The organism is Mesorhizobium sp. BAC0120 (assembly GCF_033542235.1).
In the GTDB taxonomy this organism is placed as follows: Bacteria; Pseudomonadota; Alphaproteobacteria; order Rhizobiales; family Rhizobiaceae; genus JAWRCU01.
Genome location: NZ_JAWRCU010000012.1, coordinates 104,577 through 131,484, shown reverse-complemented (window position 1 = coordinate 131,484; position 26,908 = coordinate 104,577). Strand labels below are relative to the sequence as shown.

At 64.0% G+C, this 26,908-nt stretch carries 21 protein-coding genes; 5 read left to right on the top strand and 16 right to left on the bottom strand.

From position 1 onward, the window contains the following. Positions 1–35: 35 nt before the first annotated feature. Positions 36–2,090 carry an NADH:flavin oxidoreductase gene (locus tag SAZ10_RS24070; protein WP_318611929.1) on the top strand — a complete coding sequence of 685 codons (2,055 nt, stop codon included), beginning with the start codon at positions 36–38 and terminating at the stop codon, positions 2,088–2,090. Positions 2,091–2,153: 63 nt separating this feature from the next. After that, on the top strand, positions 2,154–3,803 hold the full coding sequence (locus tag SAZ10_RS24065) for an ABC transporter substrate-binding protein (RefSeq protein ID WP_318611928.1): 1,650 nt from the start codon (positions 2,154–2,156) through the stop codon (positions 3,801–3,803). A gap of 226 nt (positions 3,804–4,029) precedes the next feature. Here the strand turns inward: SAZ10_RS24065 and SAZ10_RS24060 are convergent, their stop codons facing one another. The 9 genes from SAZ10_RS24060 to SAZ10_RS24020 all read right to left on the bottom strand — a co-directional run bounded on the left by SAZ10_RS24060 (position 4,030) and on the right by SAZ10_RS24020 (position 13,995). After that, the gene (locus SAZ10_RS24060; protein ID WP_318611927.1) at positions 4,030–5,838 is read right to left on the bottom strand and encodes an ABC transporter ATP-binding protein; all 1,809 of its coding nucleotides are present in this window, start codon (positions 5,836–5,838) and stop codon (positions 4,030–4,032) included. A 258-nt stretch (positions 5,839–6,096) separates the two neighbouring features. Then, positions 6,097–7,041 (bottom strand): acetamidase/formamidase family protein, encoded by a 945-nt coding sequence (locus tag SAZ10_RS24055; RefSeq protein WP_318611926.1) that lies wholly within the window; start codon positions 7,039–7,041, stop codon positions 6,097–6,099. Next, positions 7,031–8,626, bottom strand: a complete 1,596-nt coding sequence (locus SAZ10_RS24050; protein WP_318611999.1) for an ABC transporter substrate-binding protein — start codon at positions 8,624–8,626, stop codon at positions 7,031–7,033. Before SAZ10_RS24050 ends, SAZ10_RS24055 begins: the two co-directional genes overlap by 11 nt. An 87-nt stretch (positions 8,627–8,713) precedes the next feature. Beyond that, positions 8,714–9,634 carry an ABC transporter permease gene (locus SAZ10_RS24045; RefSeq protein WP_318611925.1) on the bottom strand — a complete coding sequence of 307 codons (921 nt, stop codon included), beginning with the start codon at positions 9,632–9,634 and terminating at the stop codon, positions 8,714–8,716. Beyond that, positions 9,631–10,539 (bottom strand): ABC transporter permease, encoded by a 909-nt coding sequence (locus SAZ10_RS24040; RefSeq protein ID WP_318611924.1) that lies wholly within the window; start codon positions 10,537–10,539, stop codon positions 9,631–9,633. Before SAZ10_RS24040 ends, SAZ10_RS24045 begins: the two co-directional genes overlap by 4 nt. After that, complete coding sequence (locus tag SAZ10_RS24035; RefSeq protein ID WP_318611923.1) at positions 10,517–11,116, bottom strand: ANTAR domain-containing response regulator; 600 nt, start codon at positions 11,114–11,116, stop codon at positions 10,517–10,519. Before SAZ10_RS24035 ends, SAZ10_RS24040 begins: the two co-directional genes overlap by 23 nt. Next, entirely contained in the window at positions 11,113–12,246 is a 1,134-nt protein-coding gene (locus SAZ10_RS24030; protein ID WP_318611922.1) for a transporter substrate-binding protein, read from the bottom strand. Before SAZ10_RS24030 ends, SAZ10_RS24035 begins: the two co-directional genes overlap by 4 nt. 676 nt (positions 12,247–12,922) lie before the next feature. Continuing rightward, positions 12,923–13,135: a hypothetical protein gene (locus SAZ10_RS24025; protein ID WP_412535289.1), complete on the bottom strand. Its 213-nt coding sequence runs from the start codon at positions 13,133–13,135 to the stop codon at positions 12,923–12,925. A gap of 92 nt (positions 13,136–13,227) precedes the next feature. Further along, positions 13,228–13,995, bottom strand: coding sequence for a thioredoxin family protein (locus SAZ10_RS24020; protein ID WP_318611921.1), 768 nt, complete (start codon positions 13,993–13,995; stop codon positions 13,228–13,230). Positions 13,996–14,092: 97 nt separating this feature from the next. On the opposite strand from SAZ10_RS24020, the gene SAZ10_RS24015 reads away from it, so the two are divergent. Both SAZ10_RS24015 and SAZ10_RS24010 read left to right on the top strand, forming a co-directional pair. Further along, entirely contained in the window at positions 14,093–15,313 is a 1,221-nt protein-coding gene (locus SAZ10_RS24015) for a helix-turn-helix domain-containing protein (RefSeq protein ID WP_318611920.1), read from the top strand. A gap of 105 nt (positions 15,314–15,418) precedes the next feature. Then, positions 15,419–16,051, top strand: a complete 633-nt coding sequence (locus SAZ10_RS24010; RefSeq protein WP_318611919.1) for a DUF5074 domain-containing protein — start codon at positions 15,419–15,421, stop codon at positions 16,049–16,051. 16 nt (positions 16,052–16,067) lie between these two features. On the opposite strand, the gene SAZ10_RS24005 is transcribed toward SAZ10_RS24010, so the two are convergent. The 3 genes from SAZ10_RS24005 to SAZ10_RS23995 form a co-directional block, all read right to left on the bottom strand. Continuing rightward, on the bottom strand, positions 16,068–16,892 hold the full coding sequence (locus SAZ10_RS24005; RefSeq protein WP_318611918.1) for a universal stress protein: 825 nt from the start codon (positions 16,890–16,892) through the stop codon (positions 16,068–16,070). An 86-nt stretch (positions 16,893–16,978) separates the two neighbouring features. Next, the gene (locus SAZ10_RS24000; RefSeq protein WP_318611917.1) at positions 16,979–18,148 is read right to left on the bottom strand and encodes an acetate/propionate family kinase; all 1,170 of its coding nucleotides are present in this window, start codon (positions 18,146–18,148) and stop codon (positions 16,979–16,981) included. After that, entirely contained in the window at positions 18,148–20,559 is a 2,412-nt protein-coding gene (locus SAZ10_RS23995; RefSeq protein WP_318611916.1) for a phosphoketolase family protein, read from the bottom strand. Before SAZ10_RS23995 ends, SAZ10_RS24000 begins: the two co-directional genes overlap by 1 nt. A gap of 347 nt (positions 20,560–20,906) precedes the next feature. On the opposite strand from SAZ10_RS23995, the gene hemN reads away from it, so the two are divergent. Further along, on the top strand, positions 20,907–22,259 hold the full coding sequence (hemN, locus tag SAZ10_RS23990) for an oxygen-independent coproporphyrinogen III oxidase (protein WP_318611915.1): 1,353 nt from the start codon (positions 20,907–20,909) through the stop codon (positions 22,257–22,259). Here hemN and ccoS read toward each other — a convergent pair. From ccoS to ccoG, 4 genes are read right to left on the bottom strand one after another with little or no spacing between them, the layout of a single operon-like run. Next, positions 22,256–22,459, bottom strand: coding sequence for a cbb3-type cytochrome oxidase assembly protein CcoS (gene ccoS / locus SAZ10_RS23985; protein ID WP_318611914.1), 204 nt, complete (start codon positions 22,457–22,459; stop codon positions 22,256–22,258). The two genes, hemN and ccoS, sit on opposite strands and share 4 nt — an antisense overlap. Then, positions 22,456–24,726: a cation-translocating P-type ATPase gene (locus tag SAZ10_RS23980; protein ID WP_318611913.1), complete on the bottom strand. Its 2,271-nt coding sequence runs from the start codon at positions 24,724–24,726 to the stop codon at positions 22,456–22,458. The genes ccoS and SAZ10_RS23980 overlap by 4 nt, the downstream gene beginning before the upstream one ends. Next, positions 24,723–25,220 (bottom strand): FixH family protein, encoded by a 498-nt coding sequence (locus SAZ10_RS23975; RefSeq protein ID WP_318611912.1) that lies wholly within the window; start codon positions 25,218–25,220, stop codon positions 24,723–24,725. The genes SAZ10_RS23980 and SAZ10_RS23975 overlap by 4 nt, the downstream gene beginning before the upstream one ends. Continuing rightward, positions 25,217–26,794: a cytochrome c oxidase accessory protein CcoG gene (gene ccoG / locus SAZ10_RS23970; protein WP_318611911.1), complete on the bottom strand. Its 1,578-nt coding sequence runs from the start codon at positions 26,792–26,794 to the stop codon at positions 25,217–25,219. Before ccoG ends, SAZ10_RS23975 begins: the two co-directional genes overlap by 4 nt. Positions 26,795–26,908 lie beyond the last annotated feature (114 nt).

The following is a 26,908-nucleotide window of genomic DNA, read 5'->3' as shown; positions in this document are numbered from 1 at the left end:
AAATGGCCGACTCCTGACAGAGAAGGCATCGGCTCATGAACATTTCGCTTCGCAACGACCCGCTCCTCCAGCCCTACCAGCTCAAGCACCTGACGCTGAAGAACCGCGTCATGTCGACCAGTCATGAGCCGGCCTATTCGGAGGACGGCATGCCGAAGGAGCGCTACCGGCTCTACCATGCCGAGAAGGCCAAAGGCGGGATGGCGCTCACCATGACGGCCGGCTCGGCGCTCGTCGCACGCGACAGCCCGGCCGCCTTCGGCAATCTCCAGGCGTATCGTGACGAGATCGTGCCGTGGCTGAGGGAGCTCGCCGACGCCAGCCACGAATATGACTGCAAGGTGATGATCCAGCTCACGCATCTCGGCCGCCGCACCGGCTGGAACAGGGCCGACTGGCTGCCGGTGCTGGCGGCCTCGCCGGTGCGCGAACCCGCGCATCGCTCCTTTCCAAAGGAAGCCGAGGACTGGGACATCGAGCGCATCGTCGCCGATTATGCGAGCGCGGCTGAGCGGATGCAGGCGGCCGGCCTCGACGGCATCGAGTTCGAAGCCTACGGCCATTTGATGGATGGCTTCTGGTCGCCGGCCACCAACCGGCGCGAGGACGAATATGGCGGCTCGCTCGACAACCGGCTGCGCTTTTCGTTCCGCGTGCTCGATGCGGTGCGCGCGGCCGTCGGCCCGGATTTCATCGTCGGCATTCGCATGGTCGCCGATGAGGATCTCGAACAAGGCATCGGCAAGGAGGAAGGTGTCGAAATCGCCAAACGGCTTGCCGGCTCGGGCAAGGTTGATTTCCTCAACATCATCCGTGGCACGATCGAGACCGACGCGGCGCTCACCAAGGTGATCCCGATCACCGGCATGCGCTCCGCCCCCCATCTCGACTTCGCGGGCGAGGTGCGGGCGGCGACGAAGTTCCCCGTCTTTCATGCCGCGCGCATCTCCGATGTCGCCACCGCCAGACATGCGATAGCGACAGGCAAGCTCGACATGGTCGGGCTGACGAGGCCGCATATCGCCGACCCCTACATCATCGCCAAAGTGATGGCAGGCGAGGAGCACCGTATACGCCCCTGCGTCGGCGCCACCTATTGCCTCGACCGGATCTATGAGGGTGGCGAGGCGCTCTGCATCCACAACGCCGCGACGGGCCGCGAGGCCACCATCCCGCATGTGATTTCGCGCAGCGACGGTCCGCTGAAGAAGGTCGTGGTGGTCGGCGCGGGTGCAGCCGGGCTGGAGGCCGCGCGTGTCGCCGCCGAGCGCGGCCATTCCGTCACCGTGCTCGAAGCGGCTCCGCAGGCCGGCGGACAGGTGCGGCTCGCCGCACAGAATCCGCGCCGCAAGGAGCTGATCGGTATCGTCGACTGGCGGCTGTCGGAGCTCGAAAGGCTTGGCGTCGAGATGCGGTACGACGTCTGGGCCGAGACGGACGATGTCATTTCGCTCGGGCCGGAGGTCGTGGTGATCGCGACCGGCGGCCTGCCGCAGAATCCGCCGCTCGAAGCCGGCGGCGACCTTGTGACCTCGAGCTGGGACATCATCTCGGGCGCCGTCAAGCCGGCCGAGAATGTGCTGCTCTACGACGACAATGGCGGCCATCAGGGCATGACCGCTGCCGAGCTGATCGCCAATGCCGGCGCAAAGCTGGAGCTTGTCTCGCCGGAGCGCTTCTTCGCACCGGAAATGGGCGGCATGAACCACGTTCCCTATATGCGCGCCTTCCATGAGAAGGGCGTGCGGATCACCATCAACACACGGCTCAAATCGGTGCGCCGCGACGGCAACCAGCTCGTCGCCACGCTAGGCTCGGATTTCGCGAGCGGCTGGAGCGAGGAGCGCCGGGTCGACCAGGTGGTGGCCGAGCATGGGACGCTACCACTCGACGAGCTCTATTTCGCGCTGAAGCCCCTGTCGAAGAACGGCGGCGCGGTCGACTACGAACGCCTCGTCGAAGGCGGCGAGATCTTTCCAACGATCCGGTCGGAGGCCGCCTTCACACTATTCCGCATCGGCGACGCGGTTGCCGCCCGCAACATCCACGCCGCCGTCTATGACGGGATCAGGTTCGGCCTGAGGCTATGAAGTTGGTCGCCGAAGAAAACAAAAAAGGCGGCCATCGTCGGGAACATGAAAGGGAGAAGAGAAATGCGCTTTTATAGAAACAACGGCAATCGTGTGCCGGAGGCCATCGAGCATATGGCCAGGGATGCTCGTGAAGGCAGGATAGATCGGCGCGAGTTTCTGGCGCTGGCAAGCGCGTTCGGAGCGTCGACGGCGTTTGCCTATGGCATGCTCGGCCTGGCCGCGCCGAAGCCAGCGCTCGCGGAGGAGCCGAAGAAGGGCGGCACGCTGCGCGTAGCAATGCCGGTCAAGGCTCAGAAGGATCCGCGCACCTACGACTGGGTCGAACTTGCGAATATTTCACGCAGCTGGCTCGAGCCGCTCGTCCGTTACACGCATCAGTTCACATTCGAACCGGTGCTGCTGGAAAGCTGGGAGGTGAGTGACGACGCCACCCAATATGTGTTGCATCTGCGCAAGGGTGTAACCTGGAACAATGGCGATGCCTTCAATGCCGACGATGTCGTCCACAATCTGAATCGCTGGTGCGAGAAGGCAGTCCCCGGGAATTCCATGGCAGCGCGCGTCGGCGCACTAATTGATGACAAAACCGGCAAGGCCAAGGACGGAGCGATTACCAAGGTCGACGACCATACGGTCAAGCTGACGCTCAACGCACCGGACATATCCCTTATTGCCAACTTCACCGATTACCCTGCACTCGTGGTTCATCGCAACTTCGATGCCGACGGTGCCGACCCCATAGCCAAACCGATCGGCACCGGCGCATTCGAGCTGGTGTCCTATGCCGTCGGCGGGAAGGCCGTCGTGAAGCGGCGGGAGAATGGCAAATGGTGGGGAGGTGAAGCGCCTCTCGATGGGGTCGAGTTCATCGACTACGGCACTGACTTCTCCGCGACCGTGAGCGCGTTCGATTCGGGGGAGATCGACATGAATCTCGAAACGCCGGCCGATTTCATCGACGTTCTGGACAAGATGGACCTGGTGAAATCGGAGGTCGACACCGCGACGACTCTGGTCGCGCGCACCAATGTCACGCACAAGCCTTATGGCGACCAAAGGGTGCGCAACGCGCTGCAGATGGCCGTCGACAACAACGCCGTGCTGCAGTTGGGGTATAGTGGTCGCGGGACGGTCGGAGAAAACCATCACGTGAGCCCCATCCATCCCGAATACTACCCGTTGCCGAAGAAGACCCGCGATGTTGCGGGGGCCAAGAAACTGATGGCCGAAGCCGGCCAAGCAGATTTCGAGCACGAACTGATCACGGTCGACGACGAGTGGCAGAAGAACACGGGCGACGCAGTCGCCGCCCAGCTTCGCGACGCCGGCATCAAGGTGAAGCGCACCGTATTGCCGGGCGCAACTTTCTGGAACGACTGGACGAAATTCCCCTACTCCATGACCATCTGGTACATGCGTCCTCTTGGCGTCCAGGTGCTCGCATTGGGCTATCGCACGGGTGAGGCCTGGAATGAGACGGGCTACTCGAACCCCGAGTTCGATGCCAAGCTGAAACAGGCCCTCTCGATCGTCGATGTGGCGAAGCGGCGCGAAGTCATGAAGGACGTCGAGCAGATCCTGCAGGATTCAGGCGTCATCATTCAGCCGTTCTGGCAGAAGCTGTATAGCCACATGAACCAGAAGGTGAAGAATTATAGCGTGCACCAAACCTTCGAGATGGACTTGCAGGGAGTCTGGCTGGAATCCTGAGCCTTTTTCCGATAGGCTGGCAAGCAAGGCATGGATCGTCCATGAGCGCGGCAGGGCGCTCCAACGCGTTCTGCAAATCACCAGACGCCGGCGCTGCCCCTCACCCTTACCCTCTCCCCGTAAGGACGGGGAGAGGGGGGCGGCAACGTCTCAGAACCCCCTCTCCCCGTTTTTCACGGGGAGAGGGTAAGGGTGAGGGGCGGCGCCAACCTAAAGGCAGAAGGCTCTAACGCTCAACCGCGACGAGATGCCCGTCGCCGACGTCGCTTAGCGCGAATTTGGAGGGCGGATCTCCAACCTTCCGCACCGGGCTCGGTATCTCGCGGTCGAGACGGGCGAAGCGTGCGCGGCGCCGGGCCGGGTCCGGCACCGGCACGGCGTCGATCAGGCGTTTCGTGTAGGGGTGGCGCGGATTGGAGAAGACCTGGTCACGCGTGCCCATCTCGACGATCTGGCCGAGATACATGACAGCGACACGGTCGGAGATGTTCTCGACCACGGCCATGTCGTGTGAGATGAAGAGGTAGGCAACGCCGAACTCACGCTGCAGCACCCTCAGGAGCTCGAGCACCCGCGCCCGCACAGATACGTCGAGCGCGGATACGCTTTCGTCGGCGATGATGAGCTTCGGCCTCAGCGCCAGGGCACGAGCGATGCAGATGCGTTGACGCTGGCCGCCCGAGAACTCGTGGGGATAACGCCCCATCTGGTCAGCGGAAAGGCCAACGCGCTCGAACAGCTCGGCGACGCGTTCGCTACGCTCGCGCTTCGATCCGATGCCATGAACAAGCAAGGGCTCGGCGACGAGGTCGCCGACGCGCATGCGCGGATCGAGCGAGGCGTATGGGTCCTGGAAGACCATCTGAATGTCGCGACGAACCGCCCTGCGTTCCTCGCGCCCAAGCCCAGCAAGATTGCGCCCGCCTACCAGGATATCGCCGCTGTAGGGCAGCAGCCCGGCGATCGCCTTGGCCGTAGTGGACTTGCCGCAGCCGGACTCGCCGACCAGCGAAAGTGTCTCGTTCGGCGCAATCGAAAAGCTGACGCCTTCGACGGCGTGCACGCGCCTGTCCACCCTGCCGAGGAAGCCGCCGTGGATATCGAAGCGCACATGCAGGTCGCGCACGACGGCGACATGGGTCGATGTCTCCGCTTCGGTAGCAGCCCTCGATCCCTGCCGCCCAGCGCCGCTACCGATGCGGGGCACGGCAGCAAGAAGCTCGCGCGTGTATTCGGCTTGCGGCGAAACGAAGATGTCGGCGGCCCTCCCCTCCTCGACCATGCGGCCGTTGCGCATGACGATGACCCGGTCGGCCATCTCCGCCACAACGCCCATGTCATGGGTGATCAGGATGACGGCAGTGCCCTGCTCGCGCTGCAGGTCGCGTAAGAGCTCCAGCACTTCCCCCTGCACGGTGACGTCGAGCGCCGTCGTGGGTTCGTCGGCGATCAGCACGTCAGGCTTTAAGGCGAGCGCCATGGCGATCATCACGCGCTGGCGCATGCCGCCGGAAAGTTCATGCGGGTATTGCTCCATCCGGCTTGCCGCATCCGGGATCCGCACCGCCTTCAGCGCCTCGATCGCCCTTTTGCGCGCCTCGGCGCGGCCGAGGCTCGTATGCGCCTCGATCGCCTCGATCACCTGGCGGCCGATCGAAAGCACCGGATTGAGCGATGTCATCGGCTCCTGGAAGATCATGGCGACACGGTCGCCGCGAATGCTCTGCATTTCGCTTTCGCCGAGCGCCGCGAGATCGACATCGCCAAGGCGGATCGAACCCGCCGAGATCCGCGCGGCAGGCTGCGGCAGCAGCCCCATGATCGCCAGCGAGGTCATGGATTTGCCGGAGCCAGACTCGCCGGCGATGCATAGTGTTTCGCCGCGCGCGAGAGAGAAGGAAAGGTCTGAGACGACCGGCCGCTCGCCTTCTTCGCCGCGGACGGTGACGGTGAGGTTGGAGACGGTGAGGATCGGCGCGTCAGTCGTGGCGAGAGTTGGGGCGCTGTTTAGCGCATTTGTTGAGGCCGCGTTCATGGCAACCGCCCCTGATGGCGGCCGCTGGAGTACGTCGCGCCCCCCTCTGTCCTGCCGGACATCTCCCCCACAAGGGGGGAGATTGCGCCTTCATTTATGATTTCGCCAATCTTCGACGTTGGCGATTGGCGAACCCAAAGCGGCCGTCCAATCTCCCCCCTTGTGGGGGAGATGTCCGGCAGGACAGAGGGGGGCGCCATAGGGCGCCGTCGTGTCAGGCGTCCCAAAGAGATCAACCCTCGAAAATACCCAAAGCCGTCATTCGAACACGCAGCGCGGAAAATAGAACGACACCACCCAGTTCGGCATGTCGACGATCTCGCTGATCCTGAGATCGCCGCAGACCGAGACGAGCATATAGGCTTCGACCGGGTCCATCTGGTAGCGGGCGGCGAGCAGGTCGATCATCTGCGACACCGCGCTCTTGGCCCCTTCCATCAAGTCCGGTCCGATGCCGGTCGTCACCTCGTAGCCTTTCGCGTCCAGGTGGCGCGACACCGGGCCCGGTGTCGTGAAGCGCGGGGTTTTAAGCCGCGCATCCTTGACGAGGTCGAGGGTGAGCACGACGTCCATCGGGCTCTCGATCGCCGTTCCGCAGACCTCGCCGTCGCCCTGGGCCGCATGCGTGTCGCCGACGGAGAACAGCGCGCCGGCCACCTCCACCGGCAAATAGAGCACCGTACCGGCTGACAGATCGCGGATGTCGAGGTTGCCGCCGACGCGCCGCGGCGGCACCACCGAATGGAGACCCGGTTCGGCCAACGCATTGCCGATCGTGCCGGCGAACGGCTTCAGCGGCACGCGGGCATTCCTGCCGTATAGGGCCGGCTCCATCGATGTGGCGTCGTATTTCCAGATGTTCAGGGCCGGCTCCTTGAAGCTGTCGGAGAGCAGGCCGAATCCTGGAATGTTTGCCGTCCAGCCGAAACCGGACGGCTTGAACGCCTCGATCGTTATCTTCAGCGCATCGCCGGGCTCTGCGCCTTCGACGAAGATGGGCCCGGTTACCGGGTTAACCTTGCCGAAGTCGAGCCGGGCGACGTCCGCAAGCGTGCTCTCCGTGCCGAGCTGGCCGCCAGACGCATCGATACATTGAAATTCGATGGTCGAGCCGGGCGCCACCCGCTCGGCTGGGGCAAGGCTATTGTCCCAGCCGAAGTGATGGTGGCGTCCGTGGATCGAGTAGTCGCACTTACTGCACATCGGTCACGTACACATTGTCGTAATTGATCGGGATGTGGACCGGGTCGACATAGAGGTTGTCGGCGCCGCCCATGCGCGCGGACTTCAGCGTGTAGCGGTTCTCGTTGAAGACAGGCGCCCAGGGCGCGTCCTCCATGATCTTGTCGAAGATCGCGCTCCACGCCTTGTTACGATCCTCGGTCTTGGCCGGATCGGTCATGGCGTTGGCTTCAGCAGCCTTCGTTTCCAGGTCCTTGTTGCAGTACCAGGCCCAGTTCCAGCCGCCCGGCACCGCGCTGGCGCACGCAAGGATCGGGCCGTAGAAGTTCGACGCATCCGGGAAGTCGGCAATCCACGCCATGCCGCCCGACCAGACCATCGGCGCGCCATCCTTCTGCCCGCCGGCCGCGATTACGCTTGCCTGGTCGAGCGCCTTGAGGCTGGCCTTGATGCCGATTGCCGCGAGGTCCTGCTGGATCGCCTGCGCGATGCGCGGATTGGGATCGGTGTTCATGGCGTAGAGCTCGGTCTCGAAGCCGTTGGCGAAGCCGGCTTCGGCGAGCAGCGCCTTGGCCTTCTCCACGTCATAGGCATAGCCCTTGAAGTCCTTGTCGTAGCCCGGCATCGACGGCGGCAGCGGCTGATTGGCCGGCTCCGCTCGCTTGTTGATCAGTTGCACGATGCGATCCTTGTTGATCGCCATGTTCACTGCTTGCCTGACCTTCACATTGTCGAAGGGCGGCATCTGCGTGTTCATGGTGACGTAGCCTGTATGCAGCTGGCCGCCGACGACAACGCGGGCCTTCTGCTCAGGATCGTTCATCACCTCCTGGAACTTCGCCGGCGGGATGCCGTCGCCCGGAATGTCGATCTCGCCCTTCTGGAGGCGCAGCAGAGCGACGATCGGCTCCTGGCCGATCTCGAAGGTTATCTTGTCGAGATGCGGAATCCCCTTACGCCAATAATCGGGGTTGCGCTCGAAGACGATATGCTGGCCGAGCGTCCAGTCGGTCATCTTGAAGGCGCCGGTGCCAACGGGATGCTTGCCGAAGTCGGCGCCGTACTTCTCCACCTCCTCCTTGGGCACGACATGCGCGAAGTTGAGCGCGAGCACATGCAGGAAGGTCGCGTCGGCTTGCGTGAGCTCGAACTTGATGGTCTGCGGGTCGACGACCGTCACACCCGAGAGGCTCTCGGCCTTGCCGGCGGCCATGTCCTCGTATCCCTTGATCGAACTGAAGAAGCCGGCGCCCGGGCTCTGGGTTTTCGGATTGGTGACGCGGTCGAGCGAGTATTTCACGTCATCGGCCGTCATCTCGCGGCCGTTGTGGAATTTCACCCCCGAACGGAGGTGGAAGGTGAAGTTCTTGCCATCTGGCGAGATCTCGAAGCTCTCGGCGAGCTCGGGCCGCAGCTTGGTCGTGCCCGGCTCATAGTCCATCAGCCCGTCAAACAGGCTCTTGATCATGGACCAGTTCTGCCAGTCGTAGCCGATCGCCGGATCGAGGGTCGCGACGTCATCCTTGTAGGTGATGGTGATCGCCCCGCCCTGCTTGGCATTCGGGTCGATCGTGTCGTCGGCCGCGGCCGGCATCATCGAGAGCATCAGCGCCAGTGCCGACGCGGCAACGGTGGAGGCTAGAAGTCGTTTCACTGCGGGTTCCCTTTCTCTGAAGTTATTGTCCGGTCTGGTTCATCTGAGCTTGATGCGGGGGTCGATGAAGGGGGCGACGATGTCGGCGACGAGGTTACCTATGACGATCGCGCAGGCCGAGACCAGCGTGACGCCCATGATGATCGGAATGTCGACGCGCTGGATCGCCTGCCAGGTGAGCTGGCCGATGCCCGGCCAGCCGAACACGCTCTCGACCACCACGATGCCGCCCATGAAGATGCCGACGTCGATGCCGATCATGGCGATCACCGGCAGGATTGCGTTGGGGAGCGCATGGCTGAAAAGGATGGCGCGGCGGGCAAGCCCTTTGGCACGCGCGGTGCGGATATAGTCCTGGCGCAGCACGTCGATCATCGACGATCGCATCATGCGCGAATACCAGCCGGCCCCCAGCACACCGAGCGTGAGGGACGGCAGCACGAGGTGGCGCCATGTGCCATAGCCGCCGATCGGCAGCCAGCCGAGCTTCACGGAAAACAGATAGAGAAGCAGAAGACCGACGACGAATTGCGGTGCCGACACGCCGACAAAGGAGCTCACCATTAGCGTCTGATCGACCGCCGTGCCGCGCTTGACGGCGGCGACAATCCCCATCGTGAGGCCGATCGCCACCTCGCAGAAGATGGCGCCGACCATCAGGAGAAGGCTCGCCGGCAGCCGCGAGGCGATGAGCTCCGTAACCTGCGAGCGCTGGATATAGGAGCGGCCGAGATCGCCGCTGAGGAGATTGATGAGGTACCGCCAGTACTGGATGACGAAGGGCTGATCGAGTCCGAGCTGACGCCGGATGTTCTCGACGGTTTCGGGCGTGGCGCTGCGGCCGGCGATCTGCCGCACGGGATCGGCCGGCAGCAGATAGAGCAGCGCAAAGGTGATCAGCGACACGCCGAACAGGATGAGCAGCGACTGGATCACCCGGCGGCCGAGATAGGCGATCATGCCCGCCCCCGCTGCGTCGGGTCGAGGATGTCGCGGAGCGCGTCGCCGACCAGGTTGAAGGCAAGCGCCAGCGCAAGGATCGCAGCGCCCGGGAAGAAGACGAGCCAGGGCGCCGCCTGGAAATAGGTCTGGTTCTCGAAGATGATGTTGCCCCAAGATGGCGTTGGCGGCTGCACGCCGATGCCGAGATAGCTCAGCGTCGCTTCGAGAAGCACGGTGGTCGAAATGCCGAGCGTGCCCCACACTATGATGAGCGGCAGAAGATGCGGCAAGATGTGGCGCAGGAGGATGCGCGGCGTGCCCGCACCGATCGTCCGCTCCGCCGCGATGAACTCGCGCTCGGCGAGCGAGCTCGTCTCGGTGTAGACGACGCGCGCGGTCTGCACCCAGTTCACCAGCGCGATCACCAGGGCAACGATCCAGAGGCTCGGCCTGAAAACGGCCGCCAGGCAGATGGCAAGCAGCAGCGCAGGAAAGGCCATCATCAGGTCTGTGAAGCGCATCAGCGTGCTGCCGATCCAGCCGCGGAAATAGCCGGCCGTGACACCGACCAGCGATCCGATGAGGAGCGCTACGCCATTGGCGACGATGCCGATGATGAGCGAGGTTCGCGCCCCGAACAGAATGCGGGTCAGCAGGTCTCGGCCGAGCAGATCGGTGCCCAACCAGAAGCTGCCGTTCGGCGGCAGCGGCGCGCCCTCGAGCGTCAATCCATCGAAAAGCTGCTCGTTCGGGTCGTAGGCCGTGAGCCACGGCGCCAGGATGGCGCCTGCGACCGTCACGGCTATGATCAACAAACCCGTTACGGCCAGAGGCCGCTTCATCAGCCGCCGCAGGATGCCGGCCTGTGGCTTGACAGGAATTTCCGGCGAGACGGGCAAGTCAGGCGCGATGGGACTGGTCACCGCCATCCTCCTCCCTCATCGCCACGATGCGCCGTGCGGCCTCTTCGAGACTGACCTGCCAGCTCATCGCAAAAGAGCGCAGTTGCGCATAGGCGCGTTCGTCATCGACGCCCCGCGCCGACAGCGCAGCGACTGCCCGCACGATCGTCTGGCGCTCGGCCACGCGCTCGCGCAGCGACTCGATCTCGTCGGCAAGGCGCCGGCGAGCCTCGAAGTTTTGCCGGGCGATCAGCAGCGCGCTGTAGACGCCGGCATTGCCGACAGGCTTCAGCAGCTGCGCATCGGCATGGGTGAGCGCCCATTCGATCCGTCCCGGTGCTTCCGAGCCGATCAGGGCGATCATCGGCATAGGCGCCCTACCGGGCGCCCACGGAAACTGCTGATCGAAACCGAGATCCGCGTCGAAGAAGACAAAATCCGCCGCAAGCACCTCGGCCGGCAATTCCGGCCAGCAGTCGGTCGCGGCGAGGCCGATTGCCGAGAGCTGCCGGATGATGCTGCTGACGGTCCCGTGAGGCCGGTGCAGGACGAACGCCTTGGCGCCGCCGAGATTGGGGATACGCGCGGTCCGGCTCATGAAACGACCCTCAGGCGGGCCCGGCCGAATGTCTCGGCGCGGTCGTAGCGCGACAGATAGGGATCGGGAGCAACGTCCTTCGTCAAGCTCACCGTCCTGAATCCCGTTCCATCGATCTGCCCGATCTCGACGGGGAGCGTGGCGTGCTGGGTCCGCGGGTCGATCCTTATGTCGCCGAACGGGGTTTGAAATGTCGCGCCCGAAAATGCGTTCGGCAGGTCCGTCCAGCGAGCATCGGGATTGCGCGCCAGGATCTCGGCCAACACGCGGACCGACGCATAGGCGGCGGCCTCGAGCGAAGAGCCAGGCGTGGTGCTGTCCCGAGCTACGTCAGAGGCACGGCGCCCGGCCGGCAAGTGATCGTGGAAATAGGGCCCGACCGACAGGTGCCCGTTGCCGGCCTCGCCGATCGCCGGCAGCTCGCATTCGGTCAGGTTACAGGACAGGATCGGGCAGCGCTCCGGCCGAAAATGCGGATCGCGCCGCCCGAGCTCGGCATAGGCTGCGATGAAGGAATGGGATGACGGGCCGATCAGATTGCTGAGGACAAAATCCGGCCTGCTCGCCTCTATCTCCGCCACCAGACGCGACACATCGGTCTCGCCGAGCGGAAGGTAACGCTCGCCCAGAACCTGCCCTCCAGCATCGGCGAGCAAATCGCGGGCCACGCGATTGGTCTCCCAGCCCCAGATGTAGTTGGATCCCAGGAGGAAACCGTTGGCGCCGAAGCGCGGAACGACATAGGCGAGCAGCGGCACCAGGTGCTGGTTGGGACAGGCATGCATGTAGACGACATGCTCGTTCGCCTCGAAACCCTCATAGGGACATGCATACCACAAGGTGCCGCCGGCCTTCTCCAGGACTGGGATCACCTCCTTACGGCTCCATGAGGTGACGCAGCCGACCACGTGTCGGGCCGTGCTGTGCCTGAGAATGTCCTCACAGCCTGGGGCGTAGCGATCGATATTGCCTTCCGGATCACGCTCGACCGGAACAAGCTCGATCTTGCTTGCGGGATCGGCATTGATCTCGGCAATGGCGCGAATTGCGCCGGAACGGCAGGTCTCGGACACCAGATCATACCCGCCCGAGCGGGAATAGAGGATACCGACCTCGATACGCCGTTTCAAAACACGCCACCCCAAAATGACAAAGCCCCGCAGCCGCCGCCGAAGCGGGGCATGCGAGGCGTTTTTGCCGTCCGGCGCACAATGCCGGTATTTTGTTGCCAACCTAGCCTGCGGCCAAAGCCAGTCAAGCGGGAAAATCTCGCCTGTTCGTAGTGTGGCAAAGCTCACAGCGAGCGCGGGCTCCGGGGAATATCCTTCAATCCATACAAATAAAAATGGAGGAGAAGATGCTCACGGCCTTGATATTGGTATGCTCGCTTGCCAGCACACCCGATCTGCAGGGGTGCACGTCGGATAATGCGAGGGCGGTGATCCGCGTACCCGCCGAATTCGCAAGTCCAGTCGCTTGCTTCATACATGGACAGGCTTACCTCGCCCAAACCTCGATTGGGCAGCAGCTCGACGCTGGTGACCAGGTCAAGATTGTTTGCAAGCCCAACGTGACGATCGCAGCGGCGTCGCACCGCTAGCGACAGCTGGTCTTGGCCACGTGAGGCGGGGGGAATTGCATTGGGTGCGGCGCCGGTGCCCCCCCTCTCCCTTGTGGGGGGGATTCAGGGTGGGGGTGCCTCGCGATTAACCTGCAAGGCTAGCTGAAGCACGGCACCTCCGGCTTGGATGGGGCGCGTCGCACCCCCACCCTCTCCCCACGCGGGAGTCACCAGCGCCGCGCCTTTCATGTTCTCCGTGAGGGTTTTTGCCACGAGACCAGCTTCAGCCAGGGCGCCAGGTGGAAAGCGCTCATCAGCAGATACATCGGCACCATTCCGCTGAGCGGCGACGCATCCTGAGCGGTCATGCAGGGCATCTCGGCGCCACCCGAAGCCGCTGTCAGAAGCGCCATCGTCGCAAAGGTCGGCGCCGCGGCGAGGCCGAGCCAGTCGGCCACCCTTCGTGTTCCTGCAGTGACACTAGCCGTTCTGGCGAATCCGCCGTCGGCGGGCGGTGTCCCATCGGGGCCGTTCGACTGAAGCGACATCATCAGCCCTGACTATACTGGTCGTGGTGGCGCCACCAGGCGCCTGTCTCGTTGCGTCCTTTGGGGGCGCGGTCGAGCCACTGGTACATCCCCCAGAGGCCGTCCAGCCCACGCGCATAGGTAGAGTAGGTGTGATAGACGATGCCGTCATCGAGCACGAACGCGCTCATGCCCGGTCTCTCGCGTATGAAGGTGGCCACATCGGTTCCGGCCATTGCCGCGAAGGGTGCAGCTCCCGAATTGGCACCTCCCGCCGGCTCGCCCCACGCCGACTCGCGGCGATAGTTGTATTCAGCACCTCCCTCTCGCTGCTGCTGCTCGGTTAGACCGACGCTGAAATCGTAATTGAAGTCGCTGCCGAAGGAGGACGCCCAGGGAAACGTCCAGCCCATGCGCTGTTTGAACGATTGCAGTTTTGCGAGCGGCGCCCGTGACACCGCGGTGAACGCAACGTCATGGTTCTCCAGGTGGACGACGACGCCGTTGAAGCCATCCGCTATCGCCGAGCAAGACGGACAGCCCGCCTTGTAGTCGGGCCCGAACATGAAATGATAGACGAGTAGCTGCGAACGTCCCCGGAAGAGATCCGCAAGCGAGGCGCTGCCTTCATCGGTCTCGAAGCGGTATTCCTTGTCGATCCGGACCCAGGGCAGTTCCTGCCGCTGTCGCGCCAATTCGTCGCTGCGCCGCGTCAGCTCTTTCTCCGCCTCGAGCAGATCGAGCCGCGCCGCCAGCCACTCTTTACGTGTCCCGGTGCTGTGTTCCGTCATGGTCTTGCTCCCTTTGCGCTGCCGCGTATTGCTTGTTCACGTGGACAGATAGGCCAGGAGATCACGGGGTGAGAGTTACAACTGTGTCGGGATTCCGATGGACTCCATAATTACGGCCGCGGCGCGGGCGCTCGCCGCAGGCGATCCGCTCGGCGCGCTAAAGCGGGTCGCCCTGCGCGACGATGCCCCTGCCCTTGCACTCAGAGGCATCGCGATGGCCCAGCTCGGCGATTTCGTTCGCGCGAAGGCTCTTCTGAAGAGCGCGGCGCGCGCCTTCGGCCCGAAGGAGGCGGTGGCGCGCGCACGATGCGTCGTCGCCGAGGCTGAAATCGCGCTCGTCTCGCGCGATCTTACCTGGCCGCAAAAGGCGCTCGAGGCAGCGCGGACCACGCTCGAAGCGCGCGGCGACAAATTGAACGCTGCGCATGCGAAAAACCTCGAGATCCGGCGCCTTCTCCTGGTCGGCCGGCTCGATGAAGCCGAGCGCAAGCTTGACGGGCTCGACCCCCTGCCGCTTCCGCCTTCGCTCATGGCTGCCCATGAGCTGGCGGCCGCCGGGATCGCAATCCGGCGCGTGGACACGAAGGCGGCACGCGCCGCGCTCGCACGGGCGAAGGACGCCGCGCGCGCGGCAGGGATCCGAGCGCTGGCGGCGGAGGTCGAAAGCGCATTGCTTGCAATGAACACGCCGGCGGCCCGACTTATCGCGCGGGGTGAGGAGCGCCCCCTCCTGCTCGATGAAGTCGAAGCCCTGTTCACGTCGGGCGCGCTGGTCGTGGACGCATGCCGCAACGTCGTGCGGGAGGGCGGCACGGTGATTTCGCTCGCGACGCGCCCGGTCTTGTTCGCGCTGGCACGCGCGCTTGGCGAGGCCTGGCCAAAAGACGTGCCACGAAGCACTCTCCTTGCGCGGGCCTTCCGGGCCAAGCACGCCGATGAATCGCATCGCGCACGCCTCAGGGTGGAAGCCGGACGGCTTCGCGCCGAGCTTGGAACCCTGGCAGAGGTGCGTGCAACGGAGCGCGGCTTCGCCCTCAAGCCGCGCCACGCGCGCGACGTCGTCGTCCTGGCGCCTCCTGTCGAAGAGCAGCATGCGGCGGTGCTCGCGCTACTGGCGGACGGCGAGTCCTGGTCGAGCTCGGCACTCGCGATCGCGCTTGGCGCGAGCTCGCGCACCGTGCAGCGGGCACTCGATACGCTTGCTGCGGCCGGCAAGGTGCAGTCTTTCGGCCGCGGGCCATCGCGTCGTTGGATGACCCCGCCCGTACCGGGATTCCCGACAGCATTGTTACTCCCCGGGCCGCTGCCGAGCGACTAGAAAGGCGCTCACGGGTGTCGTGGGACGATCCGCCCTGGACTTCTCTGCTGCGGGATTGATCGCGAACGCCGGGACACTTCCGCGCAAACCGTTTAGGATGAAAGCATGAAACGAGCTCAAGCCGAAATCCTCCGTGAATATGGACCCTTCCCCGGTGTCGACCAGGTGGGTGGTGTCACGTTTGACGGTCAGAACGTCTGGTTTGCATCCGGAGACAGGCTGAACGCCTTCGACCCTGAGAGCGGGAAGATGGCGCAGTCGATCGATGTTGCCGCGCATGCCGGGACGGCCTTCGACGGACAGCATCTCTATCAGATCGCTGAGGACAGCATCCGGAAGATCGACCCGAACACCGGCAGCGTGCTCGCCACGATCCCGGCGCCCGGCGGAGGCGGCGACTCCGGCCTCGCCTGGGCCGAGGGGGCGCTCTGGGTGGGCCAGTATAGGGATCGGAAAATCTACCAGATCGATCCCGAAACAGGCGTCATTCTTCGCACCATCGAGTCGAACCGCTTCGTCACCGGCGTCAGTTGGGTCGACGGCGAACTCTGGCATGCGACCTGGGAAGGGGACGAGAGCGATTTGAGGCGCGTCGATCCGAAAACCGGAAAGGTCCTCGAACGGCTCGAGATGCCGCCCGGCGTGCATGTGTCAGGGCTCGAATCCGACGGCGGCGATCGGTTTTTTTGTGGGGGCGGAAACATCGGAACGGTACGAGCCGTCCGCCGGCCGAGGTGAGGTTCGAGGACCAGAGTTAGTTCGAGATCAGCCGGTGCAGCCCCGTTTCCTGCAGGAGCGAGCGCGTCACCCCGCCGAAAGCCCATTGGCGCAGACGGCTATGCCCGTAGCCGCCGGACACGATCAGGTTGGCGCCCAGATCAGCTGCAACCGTGGTCATCGCATCCACCGCTTGCGAGACGTCGACGTCGATAACCTCGGAACGTGCCTTCACCCCATGCTTGGCGAGAAAGTGAACGACTTCAGCCACGCTCTCACGCGCCTCCTTTGGCTCGGCCTCCTCAACGGTAACCACCAGAACATCCTTGGCCCGAGTGAGGAAAGGCAAGGCGTCAACCATCGCGCGGCGCGCCTCCCGCGCGTCCTTCCACGCGACCACGATGCTCTCGAACCGGACCGGCTCTGGCTTTTCCGAGGCCACCAAGATAGGCCGCCCGGCCGAAAGGATCAGCGACCCGGCGTCGATGGTGCGTTGATAGTCGTTTGCAATTCCCGGCGCCGGCGCGCCGGTCACGATCAGGTCGGCAGCGCGCGAATGAAGTGCGAGTAGGCGGGTGGGATCGCCTACAAAGCCGCGCCAGGAGGCGCCGGCAGCGCCCTTAGTCAGCGCCTCGAACTCCTGCTCCAGGGATTTGAGGCGCTGCTCGATGTCGTCGACACTTCGCCGTATGAGTTCGGAAGCGATCATGCCGCCCTCGGCCGACACGACGAAATAAGGCTCGGCTGCGGCGAAGCCGATGAGATCCGCCTCGAACCGGTCAGCGAGCGCCCGAGCTAGGTTCAAGCGCGGCGCGGGGGCCGAATCGATATCCAGCTGCACCATTATCGTGTTCGAGGTCATTGCTTTCGCTCCATGGTGACGCGGGAGCATATCACCGCAATTTCCGCGTGTGAGCCTTGATGTGCATCAAATCGATCCCACCGCGCCTATTGTCGGCTCACAGCGAGACTACATCGGGCGACGACAAGCTCCTCGTCGGTTGGGATCACGAGCACTGTAACAGCACTGTCGGGCGCGCTGATCAATTCGGCATGAGCCTGGTTGGCGGCGGCGTCGATCCGGACGCCCAGCCATTCGAGCTTCGCGCAGATCGCCGAGCGGATGGGCGCGGAGTTTTCGCCTATGCCGGCGGTGAAGACCAGGCAATCGAGCCCGTCGAGCGTGTTGGCGAGCGCCGCTGTCTCGCGCGCGGCCCGGAACACGAACAGCTCGAGCGCCTCGATTGCCCGCGGATCATCGCTGGCGGCCAGCGTCCGCATGTCGGCCGAGATGCCGGAGACGCCAAGCAGGCCGGATTCCTCATAGAGCAGGTGTTCGAGGTTATCCGGCGAAATGCCCTTCTCCTGAAGCAGATAAAGCAGCACGCCCGGGTCGATCGAGCCGCAGCGCGTGCCCATCACCAGCCCGTCCAGCGCTGAGAAGCCCATCGTGGTGTCAACGCTTTTCCCGTCGCGCATGGCGCACAGGCTGGCGCCGTTGCCGAGATGGGCGACCACAGTGCGGCCTGCAGCAAGTCGTGGCGAGATCTCACGCAGCCGTCCTGCGATATATTCATAGGACAGCCCATGGAAGCCATAACGGCGAACACCTTCCGCCTCGTATTTCCGCGGCAGCGCGACGCGGGCGACCGTCCTGGAAATCGTCTGGTGAAAGGCGGTATCGAAGCAGCCCACCTGCAGCAGCTCGGGCCTGAGCGCGGCGAGCGCGCGGATCGGCGCAAGGCTTCGCGGCTGGTGCAATGGGGCAAGCGGGGTGAGCTTTTCGATTGCCTCGATCACGTCAGGCGTCAGCCGGACCGGGCGGATGAAGTCGCGGCCGCCGTGGACGATGCGATGGCCGGCGGCGATCAGGCTTCCGCCGCCGATATGACCCTCTATCAGATCCAGCAGGCCGCCGAAGTGTGCCCCCTCGTCGGCGGCCAGCTTTCGATCGTGCAGCAGCGCGCCATTCGCCGCCTTGGCCGTGAGGCGCGGCGCATCGCCCAGGTCCAGCACTCCGCGCAGGATCAGGCCTGGACGCCCGGATGCATCGACCTCATAGAGGCCGAACTTGACGCTGGATGAGCCGGCGTTGAGGGCAATGACGGCTCCCGGCATCAGTCACCGGCCTCTGCGGCGGTCTTGTAAGGCCAGCTCCATTTCTGGATCTCCGGCATGTCCTCGCCATGCTCGCGAACATACATGGTGTGTTCTGTAAGCTTCTTATCGAGCGCGGCGGCAAGCTCGTCCACCCTTCCGGCAAGCCTTTTCACGCGGCTGATCGCATTCAGCACCAGGTGATAGCGATCGAGCATGTTCAGCACCACCATGTCGAACGGCGTGGTGGTCGTGCCCTCCTCACGGAAGCCGTGCACATGCATGTTTCCGTGGTTGGCCCGCTTATAGGTCAGGCGATGGATGAGATAGGGATAGCCGTGATAGGCGAAGATCACCGGCTTGTTCGTCGTAAATAGCGTGTCGAAGGCTTCTTCAGTGAAGCCGTGCGGATGTTCCTCATTGGACTGCAGCGTCATCAGGTCGACGACGTTGACGACGCGGATCTTCAGGTCGGGCAGCGACGAACGCAGTATGTCCACGGCCGCGAGCGTCTCCAGGGTCGGCACATCACCGGCGCAGGCCATGACAAGGTCCGGTTCCTCATCCTTGGTGGCGGTTCCGGCCCATTCCCAGATTCCTGCCCCGGCCTTGCAGTGCGCCTCTGCCTCAGCAGCACTCAGCCATTGCGGCGCCGGCTGCTTGCCGGCGGTGATGACGTTGACGCGATTGTAGGTCTGCAGGCAATGATCCGTCACCCACAGCAAAGTGTTGGCGTCGGGCGGAAAATAGAGGCGGATCGTATCGGCCTTCTTGTTGGCGACGAGATCGGCAAAGCCGGGATCCTGATGACTGAAGCCGTTGTGGTCCTGCCGCCAGACATGCGAGGTCAGGAGATAGTTGAGCGAGGCGATCGGCTTGCGCCAGGGCAGCTCGCGCGAGGTCTTGATCCACTTGGCATGCTGGTTGAACATGGAATCGACGATATGGATGAAGGCCTCGTAGCATGAGAACAGGCCGTGTCGCCCGGTGAGCAGGTATCCTTCGAGCCAGCCCTGGCAAAGATGCTCGGAAAGCACCTCCATGACGCGGCCGTTCTGCGCGAGATGCACGTCATAGGGTTCGATCCGCTCCATCCAGACCCGGTCGGTCGCCTCGAATACCGCATCTAGACGATTGGACGCGGTCTCGTCCGGCCCCATCACGCGGAAATTCCTGGTTTCAGCGTTGAGGCGCATGACGTCGCGGAGATAGCCGCCCATGACACGAGTCGCCTCGGCCGTCACGCCGCCCGGCTCCGGAATTTCGAGCGCGTATTCCTTCCGATCGGGCAACACCAGTTCGCGCTTCAGAAGGCCGCCATTGGCGTAAGGCGTGGCGCCCATGCGCTTGGTGCCGGACGGGGCCAGCGCCTTCAGCTCGGGTTTCAGCCGCCCCTCGGCATCGAACAGGTCATTCGGCCTGTAACTCTGCATCCATTCTTCGAGAATGCGGCGGTGCGCCTCGTCCCCACGCGCATTCGAGACCAGCACCTGGTGCGCGCGCCAGAAGCCCTCGACCTTCAGCCCGTCCACTTCCTTCGGCCCCGTCCAGCCTTTGGGGCTGCGCAAAACGATCATCGGCCAGCGTTGCGGCTCGCCCGACGAGAGCGGCGCGCGCGCCTGCTCCTGGATTGCATGGATACGATCGAGAACCGTGTCCATCGTCGCGGCCATTGCCTGGTGCATTCGGTGCGGTTCGCTGCCCTCGACGAACAAGGGCTCGTAGCCATAGCCGGTGAACAGGTCCCGCAAATCCTCGTCCTTCATCCTTCCGAGGATCGTCGGATTGGCGATCTTGTAGCCGTTGAGGTGCAGGATCGGCAGAACGGCACCGTCGCGCGCCGGATTGAGGAATTTGTTGGAATGCCAGGCTGCCGCCAGCGGGCCGGTCTCGGCCTCGCCGTCGCCCACCACACAGGCCACCAGCAGATCCGGATTGTCGAACACCGCGCCGAAGGCATGGGCAAGCGCATAGCCGAGCTCGCCGCCTTCGTGGATCGAGCCGGGCGTCTCGGGAGCCGCGTGGCTCGGCACTCCTCCCGGGAATGAGAATTGGCGGAACAGTCTGCGCAAGCCGTCGACGTTCTGCCCGACCTTCGGATAAATTTCGCTATAGGTGCCCTCGAGGTAGGTATTGGCGACCATCGCCGGCCCGCCATGGCCGGGGCCGCAGATGTAGAGCACGTCGAGGTCACGCGCACGGATGACCCGGTTGAGGTGCGCATAAATGAAGTTCAGCCCGGGCGTCGTGCCCCAATGCCCGAGCAGCCGCGGCTTGACGTGCTCGGCCTTGAGCGGCTCCGTGAGGAGCGGATTGTCGAGAAGGTATATCTGCCCGACGGAGACGTAATTCGCCGCGCGCCAGTAGCGGTCGATAAGCTCGACCTCCGTGGAGTCGAGTGGATTGCCCGTAGCAATCTTGGCATTGTTCATTGGAAGCTCCTTGGGCCGTTGTGCGAACATTTGGAGCAGCGGCACTGATAGGAAATAGATTTTCACCACTGCGGCGCATGAAATCCGAGCAGTCAATATCTATTGCGGGTCGGGCAAGCATTGATCGCTGTCAATGAAAGGTCGATCACGGCGCTGCAGAGAACAAGACCAAGCCCCTCTGGCAGGCCGCCTCACGCCACGCGCGGCGGAGCTCGGCTCGACGAGCGCGACGGGTCCAAAACTCTGGAAAGGAATGAGAAAACCGCGCGGTGATTTGGCCTAGGTCAAAGAGCCGAGACCTGGCCGCAGCTAGTACCCCTGGCAGTGCCGCATCAGGGGATATTCCATTGCAACGCTCAATTCTCGCCAAATACGGTGAAGCGCGCCTGCCCCGCTACACCAGCTATCCGACTGCACCGCAGTTCTCAGCCGCCGTTGGCCCCGAAACCTATGAAGGCTGGCTGAGGGACCTCCCGCCGGCTCAGCCCGTATCGCTCTACCTCCACATCCCGTTCTGCCGGTCGATGTGCTGGTATTGCGGCTGCCACACCACGATCACGCGCCAGGACGAGCCTATCCTCGACTATCTCGACGCGCTGCGCCGCGAAATCGGGATGGTTGCCGCCGCGACATCACAGAAGCTGCCCGTCAGCGATGTGCATTTCGGCGGAGGCACGCCCACCATCATTCAGCCGGCGGAATTCGAGGCGCTCACGGACCTGTTGCGCCACAGCTTCCGCTTCACCGACAATGCCGTGGTCGCAGTCGAGATAGACCCGCGCACACTGACGGCGGAAATGGCGGCCACCTTGGGGTCGGCCGGCGTCGGTCGGGCGAGCCTTGGCGTCCAGAGTTTCGACCCGATCGTCCAGCAGGCCATCAACAGGATCCAGAGCACGGAACAGACCGCCGAAGCCGTCGAGAAGCTTCGTCGCCACCGCGTCAACCGCATCAATTTCGATCTGATCTACGGTTTGCCGCATCAGACGGTGCGCTCCTGCGTCGACACTGCGGCGGCTGCGATCACCATGCGACCGGACCGTCTGGCCGTATTCGGCTACGCCCACGTCCCCGCCTTCAAAAAGCATCAGCGCATGATCGACGACAATGCGCTGCCGGACAGCGCGGCGCGAAACGAACAGGCGGCGGCGATCGCCGAAACGCTGATAGCCGCCGGCTACCGGCAGATCGGTCTCGATCATTTCGCCTTGCCCGACGACGAGCTGGCCCTTGCGCAAGAAGGCGGGACTCTGAGGCGGAACTTTCAGGGCTACACCACCGACACCTGCGAGACGCTGATCGGCTTCGGCGCTTCGGCCATCGGCAAGGTCGGCGGCGGCTATGTGCAAAACGAGGTTGCGCCCGGCTCATATGCGCGCCGCATCGGCGCCGGCTGCCTCGCCACATCCAAGGGCTACCAGCTCACGGCTGAGGACAAAGTGCGCGCCGCAATCATCGAACGGCTGATGTGCGATTTCGAGGCGGACATCCCGGCAATCTGCTCGGCGCACGGCTTCGATCCCGCGCAGATGCTGGATGACAACGTCCGGCTGGAGGAGCTGCGGAAGGACGGCGTGCTCGACATCGCGGAGGGGTTCGTCCGCGTTCGGCAGGATCAGCGCTTCGTCATCCGGGCCGTCGCTGCGGCATTCGACGCCTATCTCGGCCAGTCGGGCCGTACGCATAGCAAGGCGGCTTAGCGGGTTGCGCATTCAGGTTGGCGCTGCCCCTCACTGCCCTGCCAGGGCTCATCTGGAAGGTGAGGGTCATCGAAGAGGACGCGCTCGGCCGCGCCGTCCAGGTCCTCGTACTGTCCGCTGCGCAATGCCCAAAGGAATGCGCCGAGCCCGAGGCCTCCTAGGAAAAGCGCGACCGGAATGAGGAAGACCAGATTGGTCATGAGGCGACCGCCGGCAGCGGGAACGATGCATCGGCGCGCCGGTCTGTCTCGACCTTCTTCCCGCGCGAACTGAGAAGGCGCATCGCGTTGCCGATCACGATCAGTGAGGATGTGGACATTGCGATTGCCGCGATCAGCGGCGTGACATGGCCAAGAATGGCGATGGGGACCGCAATCGCGTTGTAGCCGACAGCCAGTACCAGGTTTTCACGGATCAACCGGCCTGAACGGCGCGACACCTCCAGGGCGATCGGCACCGCGGAAAGGCTGTCGTGCAGGAAGACGAAATCCGCAGCATTGCGGCCGATATCCGCCGCCGTCGCAGGCGCTATCGAGACATGGGCGGCGATAAGTGCCGGAGCATCGTTCAGCCCGTCGCCGACCATGAGCACCTTGCGTCCCCTGCTCGAAAGCTCGGCGAGCCTCTCGACCTTGCTGCCTGGCGGCACTTGAGCATAGGCCAGATCGACCGACAGCGCCTCGGCCACCGACGCCACCGCAGCCGATGCATCGCCCGAAATGATCTCGACCGTCAGTCCCGCCGCCTTGAGTTGCGCAACGGCCGATGCGGCATCGGGACGCAAACGATCCTCGAACTCGAACGTCGCCAGCAGAACCCCGTTGAGTGACAACACCGTCGATCCTACCAGAGCTTCCTTGGCAACCGCAGCAAACGCCCAATCGGGGCGGCCGAGGCGGTAGACGTCCCCCGCACGGATCGCCTCCAGCCCCCGCCCAGGGATCTCAGCAATCGACTCGAATGGAACGGTATCAACCGTTCGTCCGGCCGACAGAATGGCGCGGGAAAGAGGATGGCGCGAATGGGCGGCGATCGCGGCGGCGGTAGCCAGCGCGGATGGCGCGATCTCTGCAAGATTGGTGACGCGGGGAGTCCCGATCGTCAGCGTCCCGGTCTTGTCGAAGACGACCGTATCGATTTCGGCGAGGCGTTCCATGGCCGATCCGTCCTTGACCATGATGCCTTTCTCGAAGAGCCGCCGCGCCGCGACGACCTGCACGATCGGAACCGCCAGGCCGAGGGCGCAGGGGCAAGTGATGATGAGGACGGCGATTGCGATCGTGAGGGCCCGATGCCAGTCGCCGGAAATGGTCAACCAGGCGAGGAAGGTGCAGAATGCCGTCAGATGCACGACCGGAGAGTAGAGGGCCGACGCGCGGTCGGCGATGCGCCGGTATCGGGCGCGACCGCCTTCGGCCGATTCCATCAGCCGTACTATTTCGGCCAGAAAGGAATCCTTGGACGCGGCCGTGGCCTCGATCATGAGCGGCTGCAGCAGATTGAGCGTGCCGGCCTGGACCGCCTCTCCAGGAGCAGCGGGTCGAGGCGTGCTCTCGCCGGTGACGATCGCGCAGTCCAGTTCGGATGTTCCGCTTCTCACGATGCCGTCCACCGGAATCCGTTCGCCGGCGGAAACGATGATTTCCATGCCAGGCTGCAGCTCGGCTACCGGCAGATAGTCGCGCGAACCGTCGGCTTGAACGACCATCGCGCCCCGCGGCGCAAGCCGCGCAAGGCCGGTGACTGCTGCCCGCGCGCGGTCGCGCATGACGTGATCGAGGGTGCGGCCGATCAAAAGGAAGAAGAGCAACGAAACGGCGGCGTCGAAATAGGCATGCTCGCCATGGGTGATGGTCTCGTAGAGACTCATGCCGTAGGCGAGCGAGATGCCGAGCGCGATCGGCACGTCCATGTTCATGCGGCCGTTGCTGAGGGCCTCCCAAGCCGAACGGAAGTAGATCCGTCCTGCGAAGGCAAAGGCGGGTACTGCGATCAGCGCCGACACCCAATGGAACAGGTCGCGCGTTGCTCCCTCGGCTCCCGACCACACCGAAACGGACAAGAGCATGATGTTTGCGGCTGCGAAGCCGGAAATTGCGAGTGCACGGATGAGCTCCGTGAGCGTGCTGTCCTTGCCCGCAGAAGTGTCGTCGAACAGGTGCGCCGCATATCCCAGTCGGCCGAGCGTCGCCACAACCGGCGGCTGGCTTTCCTCCCGCCAGCACACGGAGACGCGCTTTGTCGACAGGTTGACGCGGGCGCTTTCAACGCCGTCCAGTTTCGCGAGCGCCGACTCGATCGTGCGGATGCAGGCGCCGCAATGGACCCCTGGCACCGAGAGATCCGTCTGCCGCAAGCCGTTGCCCAGCGATCGGCTCGACAGCTTCACCTCTTCCTCGGAAAGCCGAGCGCCGGCTGTCCGCTCCCGCTCCACGGCAAGTTCGGCGCTTACACCGCAGCAGGTCATCGGGCGACTCCATCGGCAACGACGACACGGTGAACCTCACGGTAGGGCGGCGCGCCCTCGGCACTCGCGTCCGTCTCCACAATCCAGATGCCGTCCCGTACCTCCCGCCTGATCGCAAAACCTCCGCCGGCAGACGGGTTGAGCGCGAAGACCTGATCCTCTGCCTCGTAGGCAGGCCGGCGCAGCTTGACCGTCATGCCGCGCACGGCGATCGGAGCCCCGGAAGCATCGGTCAGTCGATAACGGATTTCGCCGCCCGCGATGACAAGGCTGCTTTTCCAGCCGAGCGCAGCCTGCGCCCTGCCCTCGGCGGCACGCTCGTTGAACTCCTGGCTCGCGACATAGGCGTTCTCGACGACGAGGCCCGTCCAGCTCGTGCGCGCGAACACTGCGAGCGAAACGTTGACGGCAATGACGGTTCCAAAGAAGGCGAGCATCAGGCCGAGCATGTGCCGACCGGTAAACTCGACAGGCTTCCTGGCATGCGGCCTCATTTCTCGTGCTCCTTGCGCAACCTGTTCTCCGGTGCGTTGAACGTGGCTTCGTATTCGGCGGCCTCGTAGCTCGCCTTGTCCTGAACGACGAACTTGAACGTCTCATGCTCGTCGCCAATGGCATCCGCCGGAAGACGCACGAAGACTTGCAGCTTCTTCAGCCGATCCGGTTCGACGCGCACGTCGAAGGAGCGGCCCTCCGGCTGGTCGATGCCAACCGCGCTCATATTGGCCCCGCGCAGCCCCTGAAGGGTCACGATGATCGTGCGGGGCTCGGGGATCATGTTGAGGATCTTGACCGTGTAGCCGTTGCGGATCGAGCCGTCAGACAGTGTAACGAATTGCGGGTTGCGGTCGTGAAGAACGTTCAGCTCGAGCCTCTCGCGCGTAAGCAGGGCATAGAGGAGGACCGCGCCGACCAAGGTCCAGGCACCGAGATAGATGTAGGTGCGCAACCTGAAGATATGGCCGATGTGGAAATGCGTGACCTTGCCGGACAGCCTGCCGTCCTCGCCCCGTACAAGCGTCGGATCGACCGCATATGCGCCGCCTGCGGTCGCGAGCGCCATGTTGGCGTTGTAGTCGCTTAGTGTGGCGTAGGAGATCAGGCCACGCTCCTTGCCGAGCTTGTCCATCACCGCGTCGCAGGCATCGATGCAGAGCGCGCAGGTGATGCACTCGAACTGCTGGCCGTCGCGGATGTCGATACCCATCGGGCAGACCGCGACGCAGGCGTTGCAATCGACGCAGTCGCCGACGCTCTGGCCGGCGGCCAATGCCTTCTTGGCGTGGCGAGAGCGCGGCTCGCCGCGCCAGTCATTGTAGGTGACTGTCAGCGAGTTCTCGTCGAGCATCGCTCCCTGGATGCGCGGCCATGGGCACATGTAGGTGCAGACCTGCTCGCGCAGCAGGCCGCCGAAAACGTAGGTCGTCGCCGTCAGGACGGCGACCGTCGAGTAGGCGACCGGCGCCGCACGGCCTTCGAAGAGATCCACGAACAGTGTCGGCGCATCCGCGAAGTAGAAGATCCAGGCGCCCCCGGTCGCAACCGCGATCAGCAGCCAGATGCAATGCTTGGCCGCTCGCTTCAGCAGCTTGTCGAGCGTCCATGGAGCGGCATCGAGCTTTATGCGCGCGTTGCGGTCGCCCTCCACCCAGCGCTCGATGACGAGGAACAGATCGACCCACACGGTCTGAGGACAGGTGTAGCCGCACCAGGCGCGCCCGACAGTCGAAGTGACCAGGAACAGGCCGATGCCGGCCATCATCAGAAGTCCGGCGACAAAGAAGAATTCCTGCGGCCAGATTTCGATGAAGAACAGGTAGAAACGCCGATGCGCGAGATCGATGAGCACCGCCTGGTCAGGCGCATAGGGGCCGCGGTCCCATCTGAGCCACGGCGTGACGTAATAGATGCCGAGGGTGATGGCCATCACCAGCCATTTGAACCGCCGGAAATTGCCGGACGCGCGCTTAGGGAAGATCTTCTTGCGCGGCGCATAGAGCGGCTGCCGAAGCCTGGCGGAATTAACCGGCTCGGCTTCCAGCCTTTCAACTTCGGTGCGGCTCAACATGCAAGCTCCGATTCTACGCTCGACCCGGGAATCGCGGCCGATGATGCCCGCGAAATGTGCCCGTCCCGCCCCGCGCATGCCCGAGCGACGACTCGTTCGCCTTGATGCAGATCA

Coding starts and splice junctions, on each gene's coding strand:
- SAZ10_RS24060 (WP_318611927.1), bottom strand. CDS start 5,838: ATGAACGCGGCCTCAACAAATGCGCTAAACAGCGCCCCAACTCTCGCC.
- SAZ10_RS23975 (WP_318611912.1), bottom strand. CDS start 25,220: ATGAGGCCGCATGCCAGGAAGCCTGTCGAGTTTACCGGTCGGCACATG.
- SAZ10_RS24045 (WP_318611925.1), bottom strand. CDS start 9,634: ATGATCGCCTATCTCGGCCGCCGGGTGATCCAGTCGCTGCTCATCCTG.
- SAZ10_RS23995 (WP_318611916.1), bottom strand. CDS start 20,559: ATGAACAATGCCAAGATTGCTACGGGCAATCCACTCGACTCCACGGAG.
- SAZ10_RS24070 (WP_318611929.1), top strand. CDS start 36: ATGAACATTTCGCTTCGCAACGACCCGCTCCTCCAGCCCTACCAGCTC.
- SAZ10_RS24010 (WP_318611919.1), top strand. CDS start 15,419: ATGAAACGAGCTCAAGCCGAAATCCTCCGTGAATATGGACCCTTCCCC.
- SAZ10_RS24035 (WP_318611923.1), bottom strand. CDS start 11,116: ATGAGCCGGACCGCGCGTATCCCCAATCTCGGCGGCGCCAAGGCGTTC.
- SAZ10_RS24020 (WP_318611921.1), bottom strand. CDS start 13,995: ATGACGGAACACAGCACCGGGACACGTAAAGAGTGGCTGGCGGCGCGG.
- SAZ10_RS24005 (WP_318611918.1), bottom strand. CDS start 16,892: ATGACCTCGAACACGATAATGGTGCAGCTGGATATCGATTCGGCCCCC.
- ccoS (WP_318611914.1), bottom strand. CDS start 22,459: ATGACCAATCTGGTCTTCCTCATTCCGGTCGCGCTTTTCCTAGGAGGC.
- SAZ10_RS24065 (WP_318611928.1), top strand. CDS start 2,154: ATGCGCTTTTATAGAAACAACGGCAATCGTGTGCCGGAGGCCATCGAG.
- SAZ10_RS24055 (WP_318611926.1), bottom strand. CDS start 7,041: ATGTGCAGTAAGTGCGACTACTCGATCCACGGACGCCACCATCACTTC.
- SAZ10_RS24000 (WP_318611917.1), bottom strand. CDS start 18,148: ATGCCGGGAGCCGTCATTGCCCTCAACGCCGGCTCATCCAGCGTCAAG.
- ccoG (WP_318611911.1), bottom strand. CDS start 26,794: ATGTTGAGCCGCACCGAAGTTGAAAGGCTGGAAGCCGAGCCGGTTAAT.
- SAZ10_RS24050 (WP_318611999.1), bottom strand. CDS start 8,626: ATGCTCTCGATGATGCCGGCCGCGGCCGACGACACGATCGACCCGAAT.
- SAZ10_RS24015 (WP_318611920.1), top strand. CDS start 14,093: ATGGACTCCATAATTACGGCCGCGGCGCGGGCGCTCGCCGCAGGCGAT.
- SAZ10_RS23980 (WP_318611913.1), bottom strand. CDS start 24,726: ATGACCTGCTGCGGTGTAAGCGCCGAACTTGCCGTGGAGCGGGAGCGG.